This window comes from Maritalea myrionectae DSM 19524, assembly GCF_000423365.1.
GTDB classification, from domain to species: Bacteria; Pseudomonadota; Alphaproteobacteria; order Rhizobiales; family Devosiaceae; genus Maritalea; species Maritalea myrionectae.
In genome coordinates this window covers 72,618-87,198 of the sequence record NZ_AUHV01000003.1, presented here as the reverse complement: position 1 = coordinate 87,198, position 14,581 = coordinate 72,618, and the positions used below count along the sequence as shown (strand labels likewise).

Annotated in this window: 19 protein-coding genes; 6 read left to right on the top strand and 13 right to left on the bottom strand. The window is 52.0% G+C overall.

From position 1 onward, the window contains the following. Window positions 1-19: 19 nt before the first annotated feature. From G549_RS19300 to G549_RS0106350, 4 genes are all read right to left on the bottom strand, one after another. The gene (locus tag G549_RS19300) at window positions 20-1,273 is read right to left on the bottom strand and encodes a DUF2254 domain-containing protein (RefSeq protein WP_051213502.1); all 1,254 of its coding nucleotides are present in this window, start codon (window positions 1,271-1,273) and stop codon (window positions 20-22) included. Window positions 1,274-1,410: 137 nt separating this feature from the next. Continuing rightward, window positions 1,411-2,187, bottom strand: coding sequence for a head GIN domain-containing protein (locus G549_RS0106360; RefSeq protein WP_027834324.1), 777 nt, complete (start codon window positions 2,185-2,187; stop codon window positions 1,411-1,413). Window positions 2,188-2,296: 109 nt separating this feature from the next. Further along, entirely contained in the window at window positions 2,297-2,788 is a 492-nt protein-coding gene (locus tag G549_RS19295) for a GFA family protein (protein WP_051213501.1), read from the bottom strand. Window positions 2,789-2,925: 137 nt separating this feature from the next. After that, on the bottom strand, window positions 2,926-4,137 hold the full coding sequence (locus tag G549_RS0106350) for an NADP-dependent isocitrate dehydrogenase (protein WP_027834323.1): 1,212 nt from the start codon (window positions 4,135-4,137) through the stop codon (window positions 2,926-2,928). Window positions 4,138-4,244: 107 nt separating this feature from the next. On the opposite strand from G549_RS0106350, the gene G549_RS0106345 reads away from it, so the two are divergent. Together G549_RS0106345 and fabF are read left to right on the top strand one after the other, a co-directional pair. Next, entirely contained in the window at window positions 4,245-4,757 is a 513-nt protein-coding gene (locus tag G549_RS0106345) for a MarR family winged helix-turn-helix transcriptional regulator (protein ID WP_027834322.1), read from the top strand. Between the two features lie 313 nt (window positions 4,758-5,070). Beyond that, a complete protein-coding gene (gene fabF, locus G549_RS0106340; protein ID WP_027834321.1) occupies window positions 5,071-6,348 on the top strand; it encodes a beta-ketoacyl-ACP synthase II in 1,278 nt (425 codons plus the stop codon). 115 nt (window positions 6,349-6,463) lie between these two features. On the opposite strand, the gene G549_RS0106335 is transcribed toward fabF, so the two are convergent. After that, window positions 6,464-6,892, bottom strand: a complete 429-nt coding sequence (locus G549_RS0106335; protein ID WP_027834320.1) for a GFA family protein — start codon at window positions 6,890-6,892, stop codon at window positions 6,464-6,466. A 152-nt stretch (window positions 6,893-7,044) separates the two neighbouring features. Here G549_RS0106335 and hpt point away from each other — a divergent pair, with 152 nt between their 5' ends. Beyond that, window positions 7,045-7,584 (top strand): hypoxanthine phosphoribosyltransferase, encoded by a 540-nt coding sequence (gene hpt / locus G549_RS0106330; RefSeq protein ID WP_027834319.1) that lies wholly within the window; start codon window positions 7,045-7,047, stop codon window positions 7,582-7,584. On the opposite strand, the gene G549_RS19290 is transcribed toward hpt, so the two are convergent. The 5 genes from G549_RS19290 to G549_RS21240 all read right to left on the bottom strand — a co-directional run bounded on the left by G549_RS19290 (window position 7,574) and on the right by G549_RS21240 (window position 9,891). After that, window positions 7,574-7,981: a ribbon-helix-helix domain-containing protein gene (locus tag G549_RS19290; RefSeq protein ID WP_051213500.1), complete on the bottom strand. Its 408-nt coding sequence runs from the start codon at window positions 7,979-7,981 to the stop codon at window positions 7,574-7,576. The genes hpt and G549_RS19290 overlap by 11 nt on opposite strands. A gap of 71 nt (window positions 7,982-8,052) precedes the next feature. After that, window positions 8,053-8,637 (bottom strand): DJ-1/PfpI family protein, encoded by a 585-nt coding sequence (locus tag G549_RS0106320; protein WP_027834318.1) that lies wholly within the window; start codon window positions 8,635-8,637, stop codon window positions 8,053-8,055. A gap of 80 nt (window positions 8,638-8,717) precedes the next feature. Then, a complete protein-coding gene (locus tag G549_RS0106315) occupies window positions 8,718-9,053 on the bottom strand; it encodes a TfoX/Sxy family protein (protein ID WP_027834317.1) in 336 nt (111 codons plus the stop codon). Beyond that, on the bottom strand, window positions 9,050-9,451 hold the full coding sequence (locus G549_RS19285) for a GFA family protein (RefSeq protein WP_036221607.1): 402 nt from the start codon (window positions 9,449-9,451) through the stop codon (window positions 9,050-9,052). Before G549_RS19285 ends, G549_RS0106315 begins: the two co-directional genes overlap by 4 nt. A 20-nt stretch (window positions 9,452-9,471) precedes the next feature. Beyond that, on the bottom strand, window positions 9,472-9,891 hold the full coding sequence (locus G549_RS21240) for a GFA family protein (protein WP_027834316.1): 420 nt from the start codon (window positions 9,889-9,891) through the stop codon (window positions 9,472-9,474). A gap of 65 nt (window positions 9,892-9,956) precedes the next feature. On the opposite strand from G549_RS21240, the gene G549_RS0106300 reads away from it, so the two are divergent. Together G549_RS0106300 and G549_RS0106295 are read left to right on the top strand one after the other, a co-directional pair. Continuing rightward, window positions 9,957-10,520 (top strand): GNAT family N-acetyltransferase, encoded by a 564-nt coding sequence (locus G549_RS0106300; protein WP_027834315.1) that lies wholly within the window; start codon window positions 9,957-9,959, stop codon window positions 10,518-10,520. Window positions 10,521-10,581: 61 nt separating this feature from the next. Further along, window positions 10,582-11,394, top strand: a complete 813-nt coding sequence (locus G549_RS0106295) for an RNA methyltransferase (RefSeq protein WP_027834314.1) — start codon at window positions 10,582-10,584, stop codon at window positions 11,392-11,394. 32 nt (window positions 11,395-11,426) lie between these two features. Here G549_RS0106295 and G549_RS0106290 read toward each other — a convergent pair whose 3' ends face one another. Genes G549_RS0106290 through G549_RS0106280 form a run of 3 tightly spaced genes read right to left on the bottom strand, consistent with a single transcriptional unit; the run spans window position 11,427 to window position 13,561 of the window. Beyond that, window positions 11,427-12,314, bottom strand: coding sequence for a hypothetical protein (locus G549_RS0106290; RefSeq protein WP_027834313.1), 888 nt, complete (start codon window positions 12,312-12,314; stop codon window positions 11,427-11,429). After that, window positions 12,311-13,198: an ABC transporter ATP-binding protein gene (locus G549_RS0106285; protein ID WP_027834312.1), complete on the bottom strand. Its 888-nt coding sequence runs from the start codon at window positions 13,196-13,198 to the stop codon at window positions 12,311-12,313. Before G549_RS0106285 ends, G549_RS0106290 begins: the two co-directional genes overlap by 4 nt. Window positions 13,199-13,207: 9 nt before the next feature. Beyond that, window positions 13,208-13,561 carry a GntR family transcriptional regulator gene (locus G549_RS0106280; RefSeq protein WP_027834311.1) on the bottom strand — a complete coding sequence of 118 codons (354 nt, stop codon included), beginning with the start codon at window positions 13,559-13,561 and terminating at the stop codon, window positions 13,208-13,210. Window positions 13,562-13,891: 330 nt separating this feature from the next. On the opposite strand from G549_RS0106280, the gene rpsD reads away from it, so the two are divergent. Then, complete coding sequence (rpsD, locus tag G549_RS0106270) at window positions 13,892-14,509, top strand: 30S ribosomal protein S4 (RefSeq protein WP_027834310.1); 618 nt, start codon at window positions 13,892-13,894, stop codon at window positions 14,507-14,509. Window positions 14,510-14,581: the final 72 nt, after the last annotated feature.

Below are 14,581 nucleotides of genomic sequence, written 5' to 3'. Positions count from 1 at the left end.
GGCCTTTTTTTGCCGACATTTAGGCTTTTTGAAGTTTGTGAAGCCGAGCGGTCAGCACTTCAATCTCCTCAGAAAGCAAATTTCCGTTTTTTAGGTGGCTGATATGCTTTTTAATGATTGGTTGCAGCGGTTCGCTGAACAATTCTTTTCGTGCGGCGCTTAGATTTTCCAAACAATGCACGATTGTGCTTTGAATTTCAAAAATTTCGCCTCCATCCCGCATCATGGGCACAAAGAGCGTAGTCAAGATTTGGTCGAGCGGTAACGGGGCGATCCAAATATGTTCATAATCTGGAGTGTCAATTTCCTTTGGGGTGAAGCGAAGGAGTATCCTTAGGCCGCGCCGCAGGCAATCCGCGGCCGTGCCGGGGTCGTTGATGGCTTTGGAAAGCGCACGGGCGCCGGTTTCGGCCAAAACAACAAAGCCGAGCTCCGGGTCTTGTTCAAATGTACGTTCGTTCGCGAGGTGGAACATGCGGCGAATTTTCTTTTCTTGGTCTTCTTCCAGCTTTTTCGAGCACCATGCCAAGGGCAGGGTAGGGCACGCAAATGTGCCGGGCTGGGCAGTGAGGAAGATGCGGGCATCCAGTTCCTCCGCATATTCATTCAGCGCGTTCAAATCTACATGCTGCACATATTCAGGATGCTGTGCGTGGATGGGCGCCCAGTCGGCGGTCTTAAGCTCGCTCTCCCGATAGGGGTTGCACCCCAGATGCGGATCAATTTGCCAATTTTCCATTGTCGAAATGGTGGCTTTTTCAACCCGGTCGAGCGTGTCTGGAATGCGTCCAAATACACGCAGTAGATCGATCCATCTGATAAATGAAGTGAAGATGATGATCAGGATCACCAACGTCATCGCCAAGAGGATGACGCGGCCGCCTTGGTCGTAAACGCCCATGTGCAGCGCAATAATGCCAACCAGCGCGAAAATGAATGAGCCCAAAAACGTGGTCAGGACATTTTGAGATGTTTTGTCTTTAAGCAGGAGCTGCGTGGCGCGGGGCGTGGTGGATTGCGCGGCGCTCGACATGGCATTGGCCATGATCCCCAACGAGAACGTTGAAACGGCCAACATGGACGACGCAATGATGTTGAGAATGGGCTCAACAGATTGGCTGCCCATATTCCAGATCCATTGCTCTGGAATGAAGGGTTTGAGCGCGACGGCGGCAAGCGCTGTTAAAATGGCCAGCAGCGAGAAGGCGGTGAGCCTGATCCAAATTTCCGATAGCAGTTGTTTAAACAGGAAATAGAATTTGGAAATGAACATATCTGGCCACGCTACAATGAGATCGAGATCTCACTTTATAGCGGATAAATGAGCATGCCTATGGCCAATTCGCTCTGTGACCGCCACTTGCTGTCTACAATAAAAAGGGGAGGCGCGCATGTGGGCTCCGATGCCGGCTATTTCAGTTCGATTTCACCACCGCTTGAGGTGTTGGTTTGCGTCGTGCTGGGATTGCCGCGCACATTAATGTCCGCCCCGGAGCTGGCGTTCGCTTCCAGGTTGTCACTGGCAAATACGCTTGCGTCGGCGCCAGAGCTAGCGTCAACCAAAACGCTGTTGCACTCAAGAGAACCAGCATCGAGATCAGCGCCGGAGCTGGATGAAAATTCTGCTTGGTCGCAGGTGCCAGCAAGCTCAATATCGGCGCCAGAAGAACTGTCGGCCTTGACCGAAATCGCCGTGAGGCCTTTGGCGTCCAAATCCGCACCAGAACTGGCGAGAAGTTCAATATTTTCGGTTGAGAACGTTTCAATCATTAGTTCGGCGCCCGCGCTGGCATGTGCCGCGCTTAAAAAGGGCATGGTGACAACAACTTTGGGCGACTGACCTCCGAAGAGGCTGGTCAAGCTTTTGAGCAGGCTTTCCTCTTTGCGGTGGATTTTTAGCGTGGTGCCTGTTTTTTCGATGACCAGGCTATCCAGAAGCTCTTTATCTGCCGCAGTGGCTTGGATCGAAAAACTGTTCGACTGCACCAGAGAACCTTCAACAGATTCTGAAATTTCGATCTTAGAGAAGTCCGCGAAATCATACTCGCGCGTTTCATCAGCGAAGGCGGGATTGCTTGCCACAAAAAACGCGCCCAAAGCGAGCCCCAATGCGCCAACTGTTGCCAGAAGGCGAGTGGACTTAAAATGGGCGGTTTGGGTGGTTGCTCGAGAGGAAGTGTTGCGCATAAAAATACCCGTTGTTTGTGTACCACATATATTGGGTTCGAAAACTTTGAAACAAGGGGCGCAGGCATATATGTTTTGCGGATCAGGTGTCCGGAATATTGAGATTTTCTCAGGTCACCAGTTTATGCGCGGTGAGTATTTGATGCTCGTTGCTTTCCGTTTGGCCCAGCGTTCTGGTGTGCTCTTCGTAAATGGTGAAGTCTTTTGGCAGGACAGTGCCCTTGATGGCTGAACGGGTGAAGATATGTCTTGTGTTTTCGGGGCTGCGTTCAAACCAATCCGGGTTGTCAAATGTGCCAGCAAAAACGCCGATCACCTCGGGGAAGCGCTCAAATGTCTGGTATATTTTCGATCCGCAATTGCCGCAGAAATTGACATATAGGCTGAGGCCACTCTCATCAGATGTGTGCGTATATTGTTTCGGCTCGCCCGCAAGCAGTTCGATGCTGTCGCGCATAAATATCGGCTCGACGAGAAAGGCGGTGCCGGTGGAGCGCTGGCACATGCGGCAATGACAGATTGTGGTGTGGTTGGGCTGGGCGGTGGCGCGGTATTTAAGATCGCCACAAAGACATTGGCCCGTTTCCGAAATCGTGCTCATTGGGGTTCCATTTCAGTTTCGCATGAAGCGCTATATTAGCCTGAAACGGATCAGCCGCCTACGTCTTATATGGAACCAAACAAAAAGCCGCAAAGACAATGTCTTCGCGGCTTTTCTTGAATCAGTTTATGAGGCGATTACGCCAAAGCTTTTTGCAAGTTCTCGTCGATTGCTTCCAAGAAGCCAATGGTTGAGAGCCATTCTTGATCTGGGCCAACAAGCAGGGCCAAATCTTTGGTCATCTGGCCGTTTTCAATGGTGTCGATCACGGTCTTTTCCAAAGTGGCAGCGAAGTTGGCCAACTCTTCATTGTCGTCCAGCTTGGCGCGGTGGGCGAGGCCACGTGACCAGGCAAAGATTGACGCTGTGGAGTTGGTTGAAGTGGCTTCACCTTTTTGGTGCTGGCGGTAGTGACGTGTCACGGTACCGTGCGCCGCTTCGGCTTCAACAGTTCTGCCATCTGGTGACATCAAAACAGATGTCATCAGGCCGAGTGAACCAAAGCCCTGTGCAACTGTGTCTGACTGTACGTCGCCATCATAGTTTTTACAGGCCCAAACATAGCCACCTGACCATTTAAGGGCAGAGGCAACCATGTCGTCGATCAAGCGGTGTTCATAGGTGATCTTCGCTTCGTCGAATTTTTCTCTAAATTCTGCTTCAAAAACTTCTTGGAACAGATCTTTAAAACGACCGTCATATGCTTTCATGATGGTGTTTTTAGTCGACAAGTAGCAAGGCACTTTGCGGTTCAGCGCATAGTTCATGCTGGCGCGGGCGAAATCACGGATGGAATCGTCCAAGTTGTACATGGCCATTGCCACGCCTGAACTTGGCGCATCGTACACTTCGTGCTCGATTTCCTTGCCATCTTCACCAACAAATTTGATGGACAGCTTGCCTTTGCCTGGGAATCTGAAGTCGGTGGCGCGATATTGGTCACCAAAGGCGTGACGGCCGACGATGATCGGCTGAGTCCAGCCCGGTACCAAACGCGGCACGTTGCGACAAATGATCGGCTCACGGAAGATCACACCGCCCAAAATGTTACGGATGGTGCCATTTGGCGAGCGATACATGCGCTTCAAGCCAAATTCTTCAACGCGATCTTCGTCTGGCGTGATGGTGGCACATTTAACGCCAACACCGTGCTTTTTGATGGCGTTTGCGGCATCAACGGTGATTTGGTCATCGGTCGCGTCGCGCGCCTCAATGCCCAGATCGTAATATTCGAGATCGATATCGAGATAGGGGTGGATCAGTTTGTCTTTAATGAATTGCCAGATGATCCGTGTCATCTCGTCGCCGTCGAGTTCGACGACAGGATTGGTTACCTTAATTTTGCTCATGAGAACTCCGCAAAGCTAAAAGTTGGGAGGCCCGCCTTGCTTTAGACGGGTGTTCAGCGCCCCTATAGCATTTGTGGGGAAAAAGGCAAAGACTGATTGGTGCACAAATGGCATCATCATATGTGCTTGACGTGTGTGTAAATACACGGCAAAAGGGATTTATGAGCAAAACGGGCCAAATTCCGGACACACAAAGTCAGGAAGCGCAAAAAGAGTTGGAAAGATGTGTGCTGCGCAATACGCGCGCCGCATCACGCATGATGACGCGCAATTTTGCCAAGCGGCTTGGTCGGTTTGAAATCACGACTGAGCAGTTCTCGTTGATCGCGTCGCTGGCCGGGGCCGAGCATGATTCTGTTTCAGGCTTGGCCGATTATCTCGCGATTGAGCGGTCTACGCTGTCGCGCAATCTTTCCTTGTTGGAGCGCAAAGGCGTGGTGCAAAAACGCCGAGCGGACAAGGGCAATGGGGTGGTTTACAGCCTGACGCCAAAAGGGCAGGCGCTGTTTGAAAAGATGGTGCCCCATTGGCAGGCCGCGCAAGATGCGATTTTGGAGGTTGTAAGCCGTGAGGAGTTGGACGCGGCGCTGAACGTGTTGCAGCGCGTGGCCAAATTGTAGCCATATTTTTGGCCATTCAATGTGTATATACACGAATGGCGGGCGGCAGGTTTGAAGGTGCTGGGTTGCGATTGACGGTGCGTTTGTTGTTGGCGTGAGACGCTTTTGAGGCTGCCGCATTTGGCGAGCCTACAGTTTAGGTTTTAGCGCGGGTGCGGGAAGTAGAAACTTACCGGTTCGTGCGGCCCGAAACATGGGCTTGCTGGGCGTTCAAATGGTGACGTGTGGATAGGGCAGACACAAGTGTCGGCCAAGGGAATAGGGCGCCTGATTGGGTGTGCTTTAGTGTATATACACGAGAATGGAGAGCTATATGCGACCGAATAATGATGATCCGATTGTGGTGACAGGTATGGGGGCGGTATCGCCCCTGGGCGTTGGTGTTGAGACCAACTGGACGCGGCTATTGGCAGGGCAGAGCGGCATTGTGAAAAATGACCGGTTTGATGTGACCGATTATAGCTCAAAAGTGGCCGGGCTGGTGCCCAGCAAGGCAGATGATCCGCATGGATTTGACGCCAACGACTTTATCGACGCCAAAGACCAAAAGAAGATGGATTTGTTTATTCAATATTCCATGGCGGCAACGGAAGAAGCATTGCAGCAATCCAAGTGGGTGGCTGAAACCGAGGAGCAAAAAGAGCGGACGTCCACCATTATCGCCACCGGTGTGGGCGGGTTTCCGGCGATGACAAAGGCCACCGAGACCATTAGAGAACGTGGCCCGCGGCGCTTGTCACCGTTCACCGTGCCCTCCTTTCTGGGCAATATGGCGGCTGGACACATTTCTATCCGCTATGGCTTTAAAGGAGAGATCGGCTCGCCCATTACAGCTTGTGCCGCCTCGGCCCAAGCCATCGGCGATGGGGTGCGTCTTTTGCGGTCAGGCGCAGTGGATGTCGCCGTGTGTGGCGGATCTGACGCGTGCGTTGATCCAGTGGCGATTGGCGGGTTTGGCGCGGCGCGGGCGCTCTGCACGAAATATAATGATGAGCCCGGAAAGGCGTCACGTCCCTTTGATGAGGACCATGCGGGTTTCGTTTTGTCGGAAGGGGCTGCCACCTTGGTGCTGGAGCGCGAAAGCCATGCGCGAGCACGCGGCGCCAAGATTTTAGGCACGGTTGAGGGCTATGGCACATGTGCTGATGCCTATCACCTAACCGCGCTGGCCCCAGGTGGGGCCGGCGGTGTGCGCGCCATGGAACTTGCATTTAAGGATGCAGGCATGGTGCCGGACCAGATCGATTATGTGAATGCCCACAGCACGTCCACCCAAGTTGGCGACGAAGCGGAAATAGAGGCTATTCACACCGTGTTTGGTGATAGGGGTACCTCACTTGCAGTCAATTCGACAAAGGCCTCGGTGGGGCATTTGTTGGGGGCGGCTGGCGCGATTGAGGCGGTCTATTCCCTAATGGCGCTGCGGGAGCAAACGGTGCCGCCCGGGATCAATATTGACCGGCCGATGAAAGCAGCCGCGCAATATGAATTGGCCAAAGAAGGTCCGGTCAAGCGCGACATAGACTTTGTTTTGTCCAACGGTTTTGGCTTTGGCGGCGTGAATGCGACGCTTATCTTTGGTCGTGCATAGCAGCCTGTAAATCGGTGGCCACCTTGTTGAATTGCCGAAAAGCGGTGAGGTGGCCCTCGGCCTTAAAGACTTGCAATGTGCTGGCGCGAGTTGATCTTGTGCTGCTTCTTAAGTTTTACTTGGGGAGACGGCCTGTGATCACTGCCATCAATGTTCCCCAGCCGGTGAAGGCTTTTTGGCCTTTGTCGGCGAGGGCATAGTGATCGGGTTGATCATCGGCGCAGATTTCGCGGGTGAGGGTCCAGCCTTGTTGATCGTCAAACAGGCCTTGGCCGAACGTGAAGTTTGGTGATTGTTTTGGCTTATGCCAAACGGAGGAACCACATTCAGCGCAATAGCCCCGGCTGGCGATTTTTGATGATTCCCATTCCTGTACAGGGCCGTTCAATTCGATAATCTCGTCGCACACCACCCCCATCCAGAGGCCACCACACCACTGGCGGCACATCTTGCAATGGCAGGCGCCATAGGTGTCTGGGGCTTTCACTTTGAAGCTGACCGCGCCGCACGCGCATTTTCCGGTTTTTATCTTTTGATCTGACATAGTTTTTCTCGCGATAAGTATGTGGTCAGATTATCGGAATAAGCGGCAGGCGCAATAATTATCACCATCACTTGTTCTGCTTGTGGATCATGGCAATGGGAGGATGACAGGCGGGCATCGGCTGTTTAGATTGCCACTGAAGGTGAGGGCTTATGGACCATTCCAACTATGTGATCGATCAAATGATTTCCGCCAAGTCCATTGCGGCGCGGGTGGAAGAATTGGCCGATGAGATTTCGGCGAATTTCAAAGATTCTGACAAATTGATTGTGGTGGGCCTGTTGCGCGGGTCGTTCGTGTTCATCTCCGATCTGGTGCGCGAATTGGACTTGCCGGTAGAGGTCGATTTTTTGGAAACCTCATCTTACGGCAACAGCACGGAATCCTCGCGCGAAGTGCGGATTTTGAAAGATTTGCGCGGCGAAATTGAAGGGCGTGATGTGCTGGTGGTGGAAGATATTGTGGATACGGGCCACACGCTCAACCATGTGCTGCATATGCTGGAATCGCGCAAGCCGCACCGCCTTGAAGTCTGTGCGTTGCTCGATAAGCCCTCACGGCGGGAAGTGGATATTAGCGCCACGTGGACCGGGTTTGAAATTCCAGACGAGTTTGTGGTGGGCTACGGTATCGATTATGCCCAGCGCAATCGTAATCTGCCCTATATCGGCAAAGTGCGGTTTACAGAGTAGCTTTATCTAGGCTCATCATAAAATCGTAGGGCATATAGGGGTGAAGGGGGGAGCGTGCCGCACGCTCTTTTGCCAAAATGCTGGGTGCATCTAGCGAGGCTATTTCAGCACTTTTGTCTGTCGGAATGTCGCCAGAAAGCTGCAGCGCTAAGTAACGGCCACAGCAAACCCGCAAAAATGAAGCAAAGTTCTCTGGATCATGGCCTGCTTCTGTTGTTTCGCGGAACAGGCGGGTGACCAATTGGCCGACGGATAGTCCATCTCGAGCCCCGATTTCGGTGAGAACCTGCCAATAAAACGCCTCCAAACGCACGCTGGTGGACATGCCATCAATGCGCATTGACCGCGTTTGATTTTCCCAAAGATTTGTATCAGCCCCGACAAACAGTTGGCACATGTCATCCTCCCAATTCTGCGCGAGCGACCCGCGCAGAAACCAATTCAGCAAAAATTGCGTCTGTTGGCAAATCAGTTGTGAGTAATCTCAGTGCCGAGAACAGTGAGAAACTGTGCGATCCATGCTGGATGGGCAGGCCAGGCTGGAGCGGTGACAAAATTTCCGTCCGTTTTCGCGGCGGTGACGTCAATATCTGCAAAGGTCCCGCCGGCAAGTTTTACTTCAGGCGCGCACGCGGGATATGCGGAAATATTCTTATTTTTGATCACATCTGCTGCTGCCAATAGTTGCGCGCCGTGGCAAATGGCAGCGATTGGCTTGTTGGCATTGGCAAAGTGTTGGACCATCGCGATCACCTCGGCATTTAGGCGCAAATATTCTGGCGCACGTCCGCCGGGAATAACCAAAGCGTCATAGTCTTCAACGTTTACGTCTGTGAATGTCGTGTTCAGCGCAAACCGATGGCCGGGTTTTTCGGTGTAGGTTTGATCGCCTTCAAAGTCGTGTATGGCTGTTGCGACGCTGTCGTCTGCTGTTTTGTTCGGACAAACAGCATCAACATGGTGCCCAACGGCAAGAAGGCACTGGAACGGGACCATCACTTCGTAATCCTCAACGAAATCGCCCACGATCATAAGAATTTTTTTCGCACCCATCATATCCTCCTCAAGATTGGTGTGAGGAGAAAGCATAGTGAGCGCGGGCCTGTTGCGGGTGTTATCCCACTACTACAAACCTATTTCGGCGGCAGGGCGCCTACAAACTGTGTCGCCAAGGCGATCCATGTGCGCAACGCCTCGTCATCGGCTATTTTGTCCGGATGCACATGGACAAAACCTTTCATTGGTTTGCCTGTAAAATCCATTTCTTTTGCGCCGGGGCGTGAAAGCGCCTCGTCATAAAGTTCTGGCCCGACGCGCACCATCAGGGTGCCGTCTTTGTGCGGCCCCACAAGCATGTTGCCATTGAGCATAAAGGCGATGCCCCCGAACATTTTCCGCTCGGACACATTTGGGTCGTCGCCAATGACGGCGCGGATGCGGTCGGCTAGTTCTTCGCGTTCGGTGCTCATGTCATATGGTCCGCTGTTTTTAGCTCGGGGTCCATGTAATCCCAAATGGGGCGCTCAGAAGTGTAGAGCGCAATCTGCGGCTTGAACCAGTCTGAATTGTCGAAGGCACCGACGGCGATGCCGATGATGTCGGGCAATTTCTCATTTTCCGAAAAGAGCCGCGATCCACATTCAGGGCAAAAATGGCGGGTGCGCATATTTCCAGAGTCGGCGGGCGCATCAAAAGATTTGGTGTTGCCTTTGATGTGGACCTGGTCCTTTTTGTAAAAGGCCTGAACCAGATGGCCTGTGCCCGAAAGGCGGCGGCATGCATTGCAATGGCAAGCCGCCATGCGCACCGGTTCTCCGGTGACCGTGAAGGTGACTTGGCCGCAATAGCATTGTCCCTTATTTTCCATTGCCTTCTCCCCCTGAAGATCTAATTGTCGGGATAGGTGGGGTATTGCGCCAACCCATCACTTGTGTGGTCCCATTCGAATTTTGTACGGGAAAATATCATTGATTTCGGCGGCAGATCATTGGCGGCGTCACCCAACAGCCCGAGTGGGATAAGGCGGTGGCCCTTTAACCGACTTGACGTGCCAAAAACTGGTGTGCCGCAATGGGCGCAGCGGTGGCGATGCACCGTGGCGCCACTATCTGCCTCGGTGGCAAAAGAAGTTGTGTCGCCTTCAAATTCCAATTGCTCATCGGCCCAAAGGGCGAGCGCTGTATGGTCTGTGCCCGATGCCTTTTGGCAATCGCGGCAGGCGCAAAGCATTGTTGTTTTGGGTGCGCCAAAGAGGGTCAGTTTTGCTTGACCACATGCGCATTCCACGCGAATATCATTTTCTTCCATCAAATGAGTTTGGCGCAGTTTAAGCGCTGAATCAATTCACTAAATTGCGAGTTTAGTCCTTATTCATGAAGATTTTTGATTTGCCGATTGAAACGGAACGACTGATTTTGCGGCGTGTGCGCCATGATGACTTTGAGCAGTTATTTCCCATCCATTCCGATCCTGATGTCTGCCGTTATCTGCCTTATGAACCGCGCGATGAGGCCGGTATGCTTGAGGCGTTGGAAAAGCGGGTGGCGCTGGACAGGTTGGAGCCAGGCGGCGATCCGTTGTTTTTGGCCGTCGAGTTGAAGGCAACGGGCCAAGTGATCGGTGAAGTATTGCTGTTTTATCTCAATGAAGAAGCGCGGCAGGGCGAAGTGGGCTATGTGTTCTCCCCCGACTTTCAGGGCAAAGGGTACGCCATGGAGGCAACGCGCGCCTTTATGGATGCTTGTTTTAAGGAGTTTAATCTGCACCGCATTTGTGCGCGTTGTTCAGCCGCCAATACGCCATCTTGGCGATTGATGGAAAAGCTCAAAATGCGCCGCGAGGCCGATTTCCGAGAGCATGAGCTTTTTAAGGGCGAGTGGGACCACATGTATATTTATGCCATTTTGGAAGATGAATGGCGGGCGCATTTCAACTAGGCCTTGATTTTTAAGGCCTGTCCGCCCTATGTGTCTGCGACTTATTTAAAGGACAAGGACCATGGCAGGCACGGATAGCTCAAAAGGAATTGAGCTGAAACCCACCCCGGCGGTAATTTTGTGTGAACCGCAATTGGGGGAGAATATTGGCACGGCAGCGCGGGCCATGGCCAATTTTGGCCTGTGGGACTTGCGCATTGTCAATCCGCGCGATGGATGGCCCAACGAACGGGCGCGGAGTGCGGCGGCGAAGGCTGACCATGTGATCGATCGCGTGCAAGTGTTTGATCGGGTGGAAGACGCAATTTCGGATTTGAGCCTGGTTTATGCCACGACTGCACGTTCGCGCGATATGTATAAGCCTGTCATTGGGCCGGACGAAGCGGCCAATCACATGGTGCCGCATATTGGCGCTGGGCAAAAAGCGGGAATTCTGTTTGGCCGCGAACGGTGGGGGCTGAACAATGAGGAAGTGGCGCTTTGCGACACGATTGTCACCTTGCCCGTGGAGCCAGCGTTTGCATCACTGAACATTGCGCAGGCGGTTTTGGTTTTGGCTTATGAGTGGCGTCGGGCCGCGAATGGCGCGGCGGACTTGCCCTTTAGCGGTGACCTTGGCGAACCCGCGCCGCGCGAACAATTGGTTGGCTTATATGAGCATTTGGAAGACGCGCTGGATCGGGCGAACTATTTCAAAGTCGCCAATAAGCGTCCGTCCATGGTCAACAATATTCGGTCGATGCTGGGGCGTGCTAAATTCAACGTGCAGGAGATACGGACATTTCGGGGCATTATTGCTGCGCTGGATCGGCGACATGAGCGGCCCAATCCTTATCGGGAAAAACAAAGACAACAAAAAAAGGACGCCGAATAGGCGTCCTTTTCAGTTTTGAAGGTCGTTTTAGATTAGGCTTCAATCAGGCGGCGGCGATATTCGCTGGCGGCATAGACAAAGCCTGCTGTGATCACCAAGCCAATGAACATGTGTGTCCAATTGAACTGATTGAGCATGGCGATGATGAAGCTTGCCGCATTAAATGATTCTTGCGTCGCAACTTCTTCCAACAGGTCTTCATTGGCGAACATGTTTTCCAAGCGATAGGTGATGAAATTGCCAATATGGCTTTCAAAATTATCGGCGCTGAAGCGGAAGATGCGTTCGGCCAAGACCATCAGGCCAGGGACCACAAAGGCCAATGGAATGCTCCAACGTTTGAAAACGGTGGACAGCAGCGCCACCCAAGCGAAGAAGGGGGCATACCAAAGCAAGGCGAGCAACACCAAAACCGCAGCTGAAATGCTCATCTGGATATAGGTGCTGACAAAGCTGATTGGATCAGCCGTGCTGACACCAGGCACAAAGCCTGCAATCCAGATCGAAAACAGATAGGCCATAACACCGGCGATTAGCATCCAGACGCCAATGGCCATCGGGAAGATTGTGCCACCAGCCAGAACCTTTGATCCAAGGATCTTCAGGTCTGATTGCGGCATGCTTTTCCAAAACAGCAGGCCATTGTTTTTCCGGTCGGCGCTGAATGAATCAGCGTAGTAGAAGAACAGGGCAATCATTAAGTAGATCGTCCAAAGCACAATGGCGATGCCGTAAAATGCCGTGAACAATGTGGCCTTTGAATCCATTGTGGTGAATTCAGCCTGAATATCGCTATGGCCTAATATGATGGCGGAAGCGAAGACCGCAATTACGATCATCGTGATGACGGCCGGTGCAATCAAAAATGCACCGCGATGTTCTAAAAATTCCCGTTTTACGAGCGCGATATAGGGTCTCATATGATCTCTCCCTTACGGGTATCTTCACGCTGCATCAGCGCGACAAACAAATCTGAAATGGTTGGGGTGCTGACCTTGCCATAGGGTTCCAGCTGATCGGCGGCAACGCCGTCAAACACCATAATGGTCTGGCCAAACTTCTGCTCGACATAGATGGGTTTGAGCGCGTGCAGCGCGTCCAGTTCCTTCTCATCGGTGACAAGCTGGTGATAGCGGGTGCCCACATCTTCCATCGGGCAATCCAGCACCAGTTCGCCATCTTTGATGAACATAATGTCGGAGAGCATAAATTCGATCTCATCCACTTGGTGGGTTGTGATCAGCAATGTGCGCTCTTCGTGCATATAATCTTCCAACAGTCGCTTATAGAAGCGCTTGCGGTAAGTAATGTCCAAGCCAAGGGTTGGCTCGTCCAAGACTAGAAGTGAAGCGTCGATCGCCATGACGATAGCAAGGTGCAGCTGAGCGACCATACCTTTTGATAGAGCCTTGACCTTTGCATTAGCGCGGATGTCTGTGCCCTCAAGAAATCCATTTGCCTTCTCCCTGGAAAAGTTGGGGTGAATGTCTTCGACCAAGTCGAACAGTTCGCGCACTTTCAAAAAGCGCGGCAAGCTGGCCACATCTGAGATGAACGCAATGTCGTTCATCAATTCAGCACGGTTTTGATAGGGGTGTTGACCCAAAACGGTGATGTCGCCTTCACAGTCTGTAAGACCGAGGATGGCATTCAGCGTTGTGGTTTTACCCGCACCATTGTGCCCGACCAAACCGACAATACGGCCCTTTGGAATGGTGAAGTTCAGTCCGTGCAAAATTTCTTTTTTGTTGAAGCTCTTGCGTAAATTGCGGGCTTCGATAAGGGGCTTAGCTGTTGTTGTCATATTTCGCCTCTATTCCGTCTCGTGCCGCATAAGATCTTCAATATCGAGACCTAGTGCTTTGATTTGTTTAACGATGCGGGGCCATTCATTTTTCAAAAATGCCTCGCGTTCATGTGCCAAAAGCTGATTTTGTGCGCCATCTGCCACAAACATTCCCAAGCCTCGTCTTTTTTCGATTACGCCCAAATCCACAAGAGACTGATAGGCTTTGGTGACCGTGAGCGGGTTGACCGACAAGTCTGTCGCAATCTGCCGCACCGAGGGTAACGCTTCGCCTTCATTGACCGAACCTGAGATAATCATGTCGGTCAATCGCTCTCTGATTTGAACAAATATCGGCTGTGTTTCATTCCAATTGTTCATTGTGTCTCACTCATCTAGTGTATTAGAGTTGTAACACACTAAATGGGAGATGCAAGCGCTTTTTAAAGAGGCGGTGGCAAAAAAGTTGCACAATATGGCTCAAAGCCCGGAAATTGGCGGGTTTAGTGGTTGACTTTTTTGGGGGTGTGATCTACTTCAGCGCGATCAATTGGTTGTTTCAATCAATTGTGCACCCGGGATCTTCGGTTTTCATGCGCGGTTTATCCGCAGCAAGCGTGTTTTTCGCAAGGTCTGTCGGTTTCGACTCTATTATAGGGACGGAGCAGAGGAGGGCGCAGTCATTCATTACGATTTAAAGAAGGACGAGCGATGTCTAAACGCCATTCTGAGAAATATAAAATTGACCGCCGCTTGGGCGAAAATATCTGGGGCCGTCCAAAAAGCCCTGTAAACCGTCGTGAATACGGCCCAGGCCAGCACGGCCAGCGTCGCCGCGGCAAGCTTTCTGACTTTGGTCTGCAGTTGCGCGCCAAGCAAAAGCTTAAAGGCTATTACGGCAACCTTACAGAAAAATCATTTAAGCGTGTTTATAACGAAGCAACACGTTTGAAAGGTGACACTGGTGAATTGTTGATTGGTTTGCTTGAGCAACGTTTGGACGCATTGGTGTACCGCGCCAAGTTCGTGCCAACCGTGTTCGCTGCCCGTCAGTTCGTCAACCACGGCCACGTTTTGGTGAACGGCAAGCGTGTGAACATCCCTTCATACCGCCTGCAAGTTGGTGATGTGATTGAAATCCGCGAAAAATCAAAGCAAATCGCGATGGTTTTGGAAGCAACACAATTGGCTGAGCGCGATGTGCCTGATTATGTTGACGTTGATCACTCAAAGATGACCGCTTCTTTGACACGTATCCCAACATTGTCAGATGTGCCATATCCGGTTCAAATGGAACCAAACTTGGTTGTTGAATTTTACTCTCGTTAAGTCGAGACGAAGATCAAAGAAAAGGCCGCCCGTTTGGGCGGCCTTTTTTGTTTGTGGTTCTTTTTGCGAACC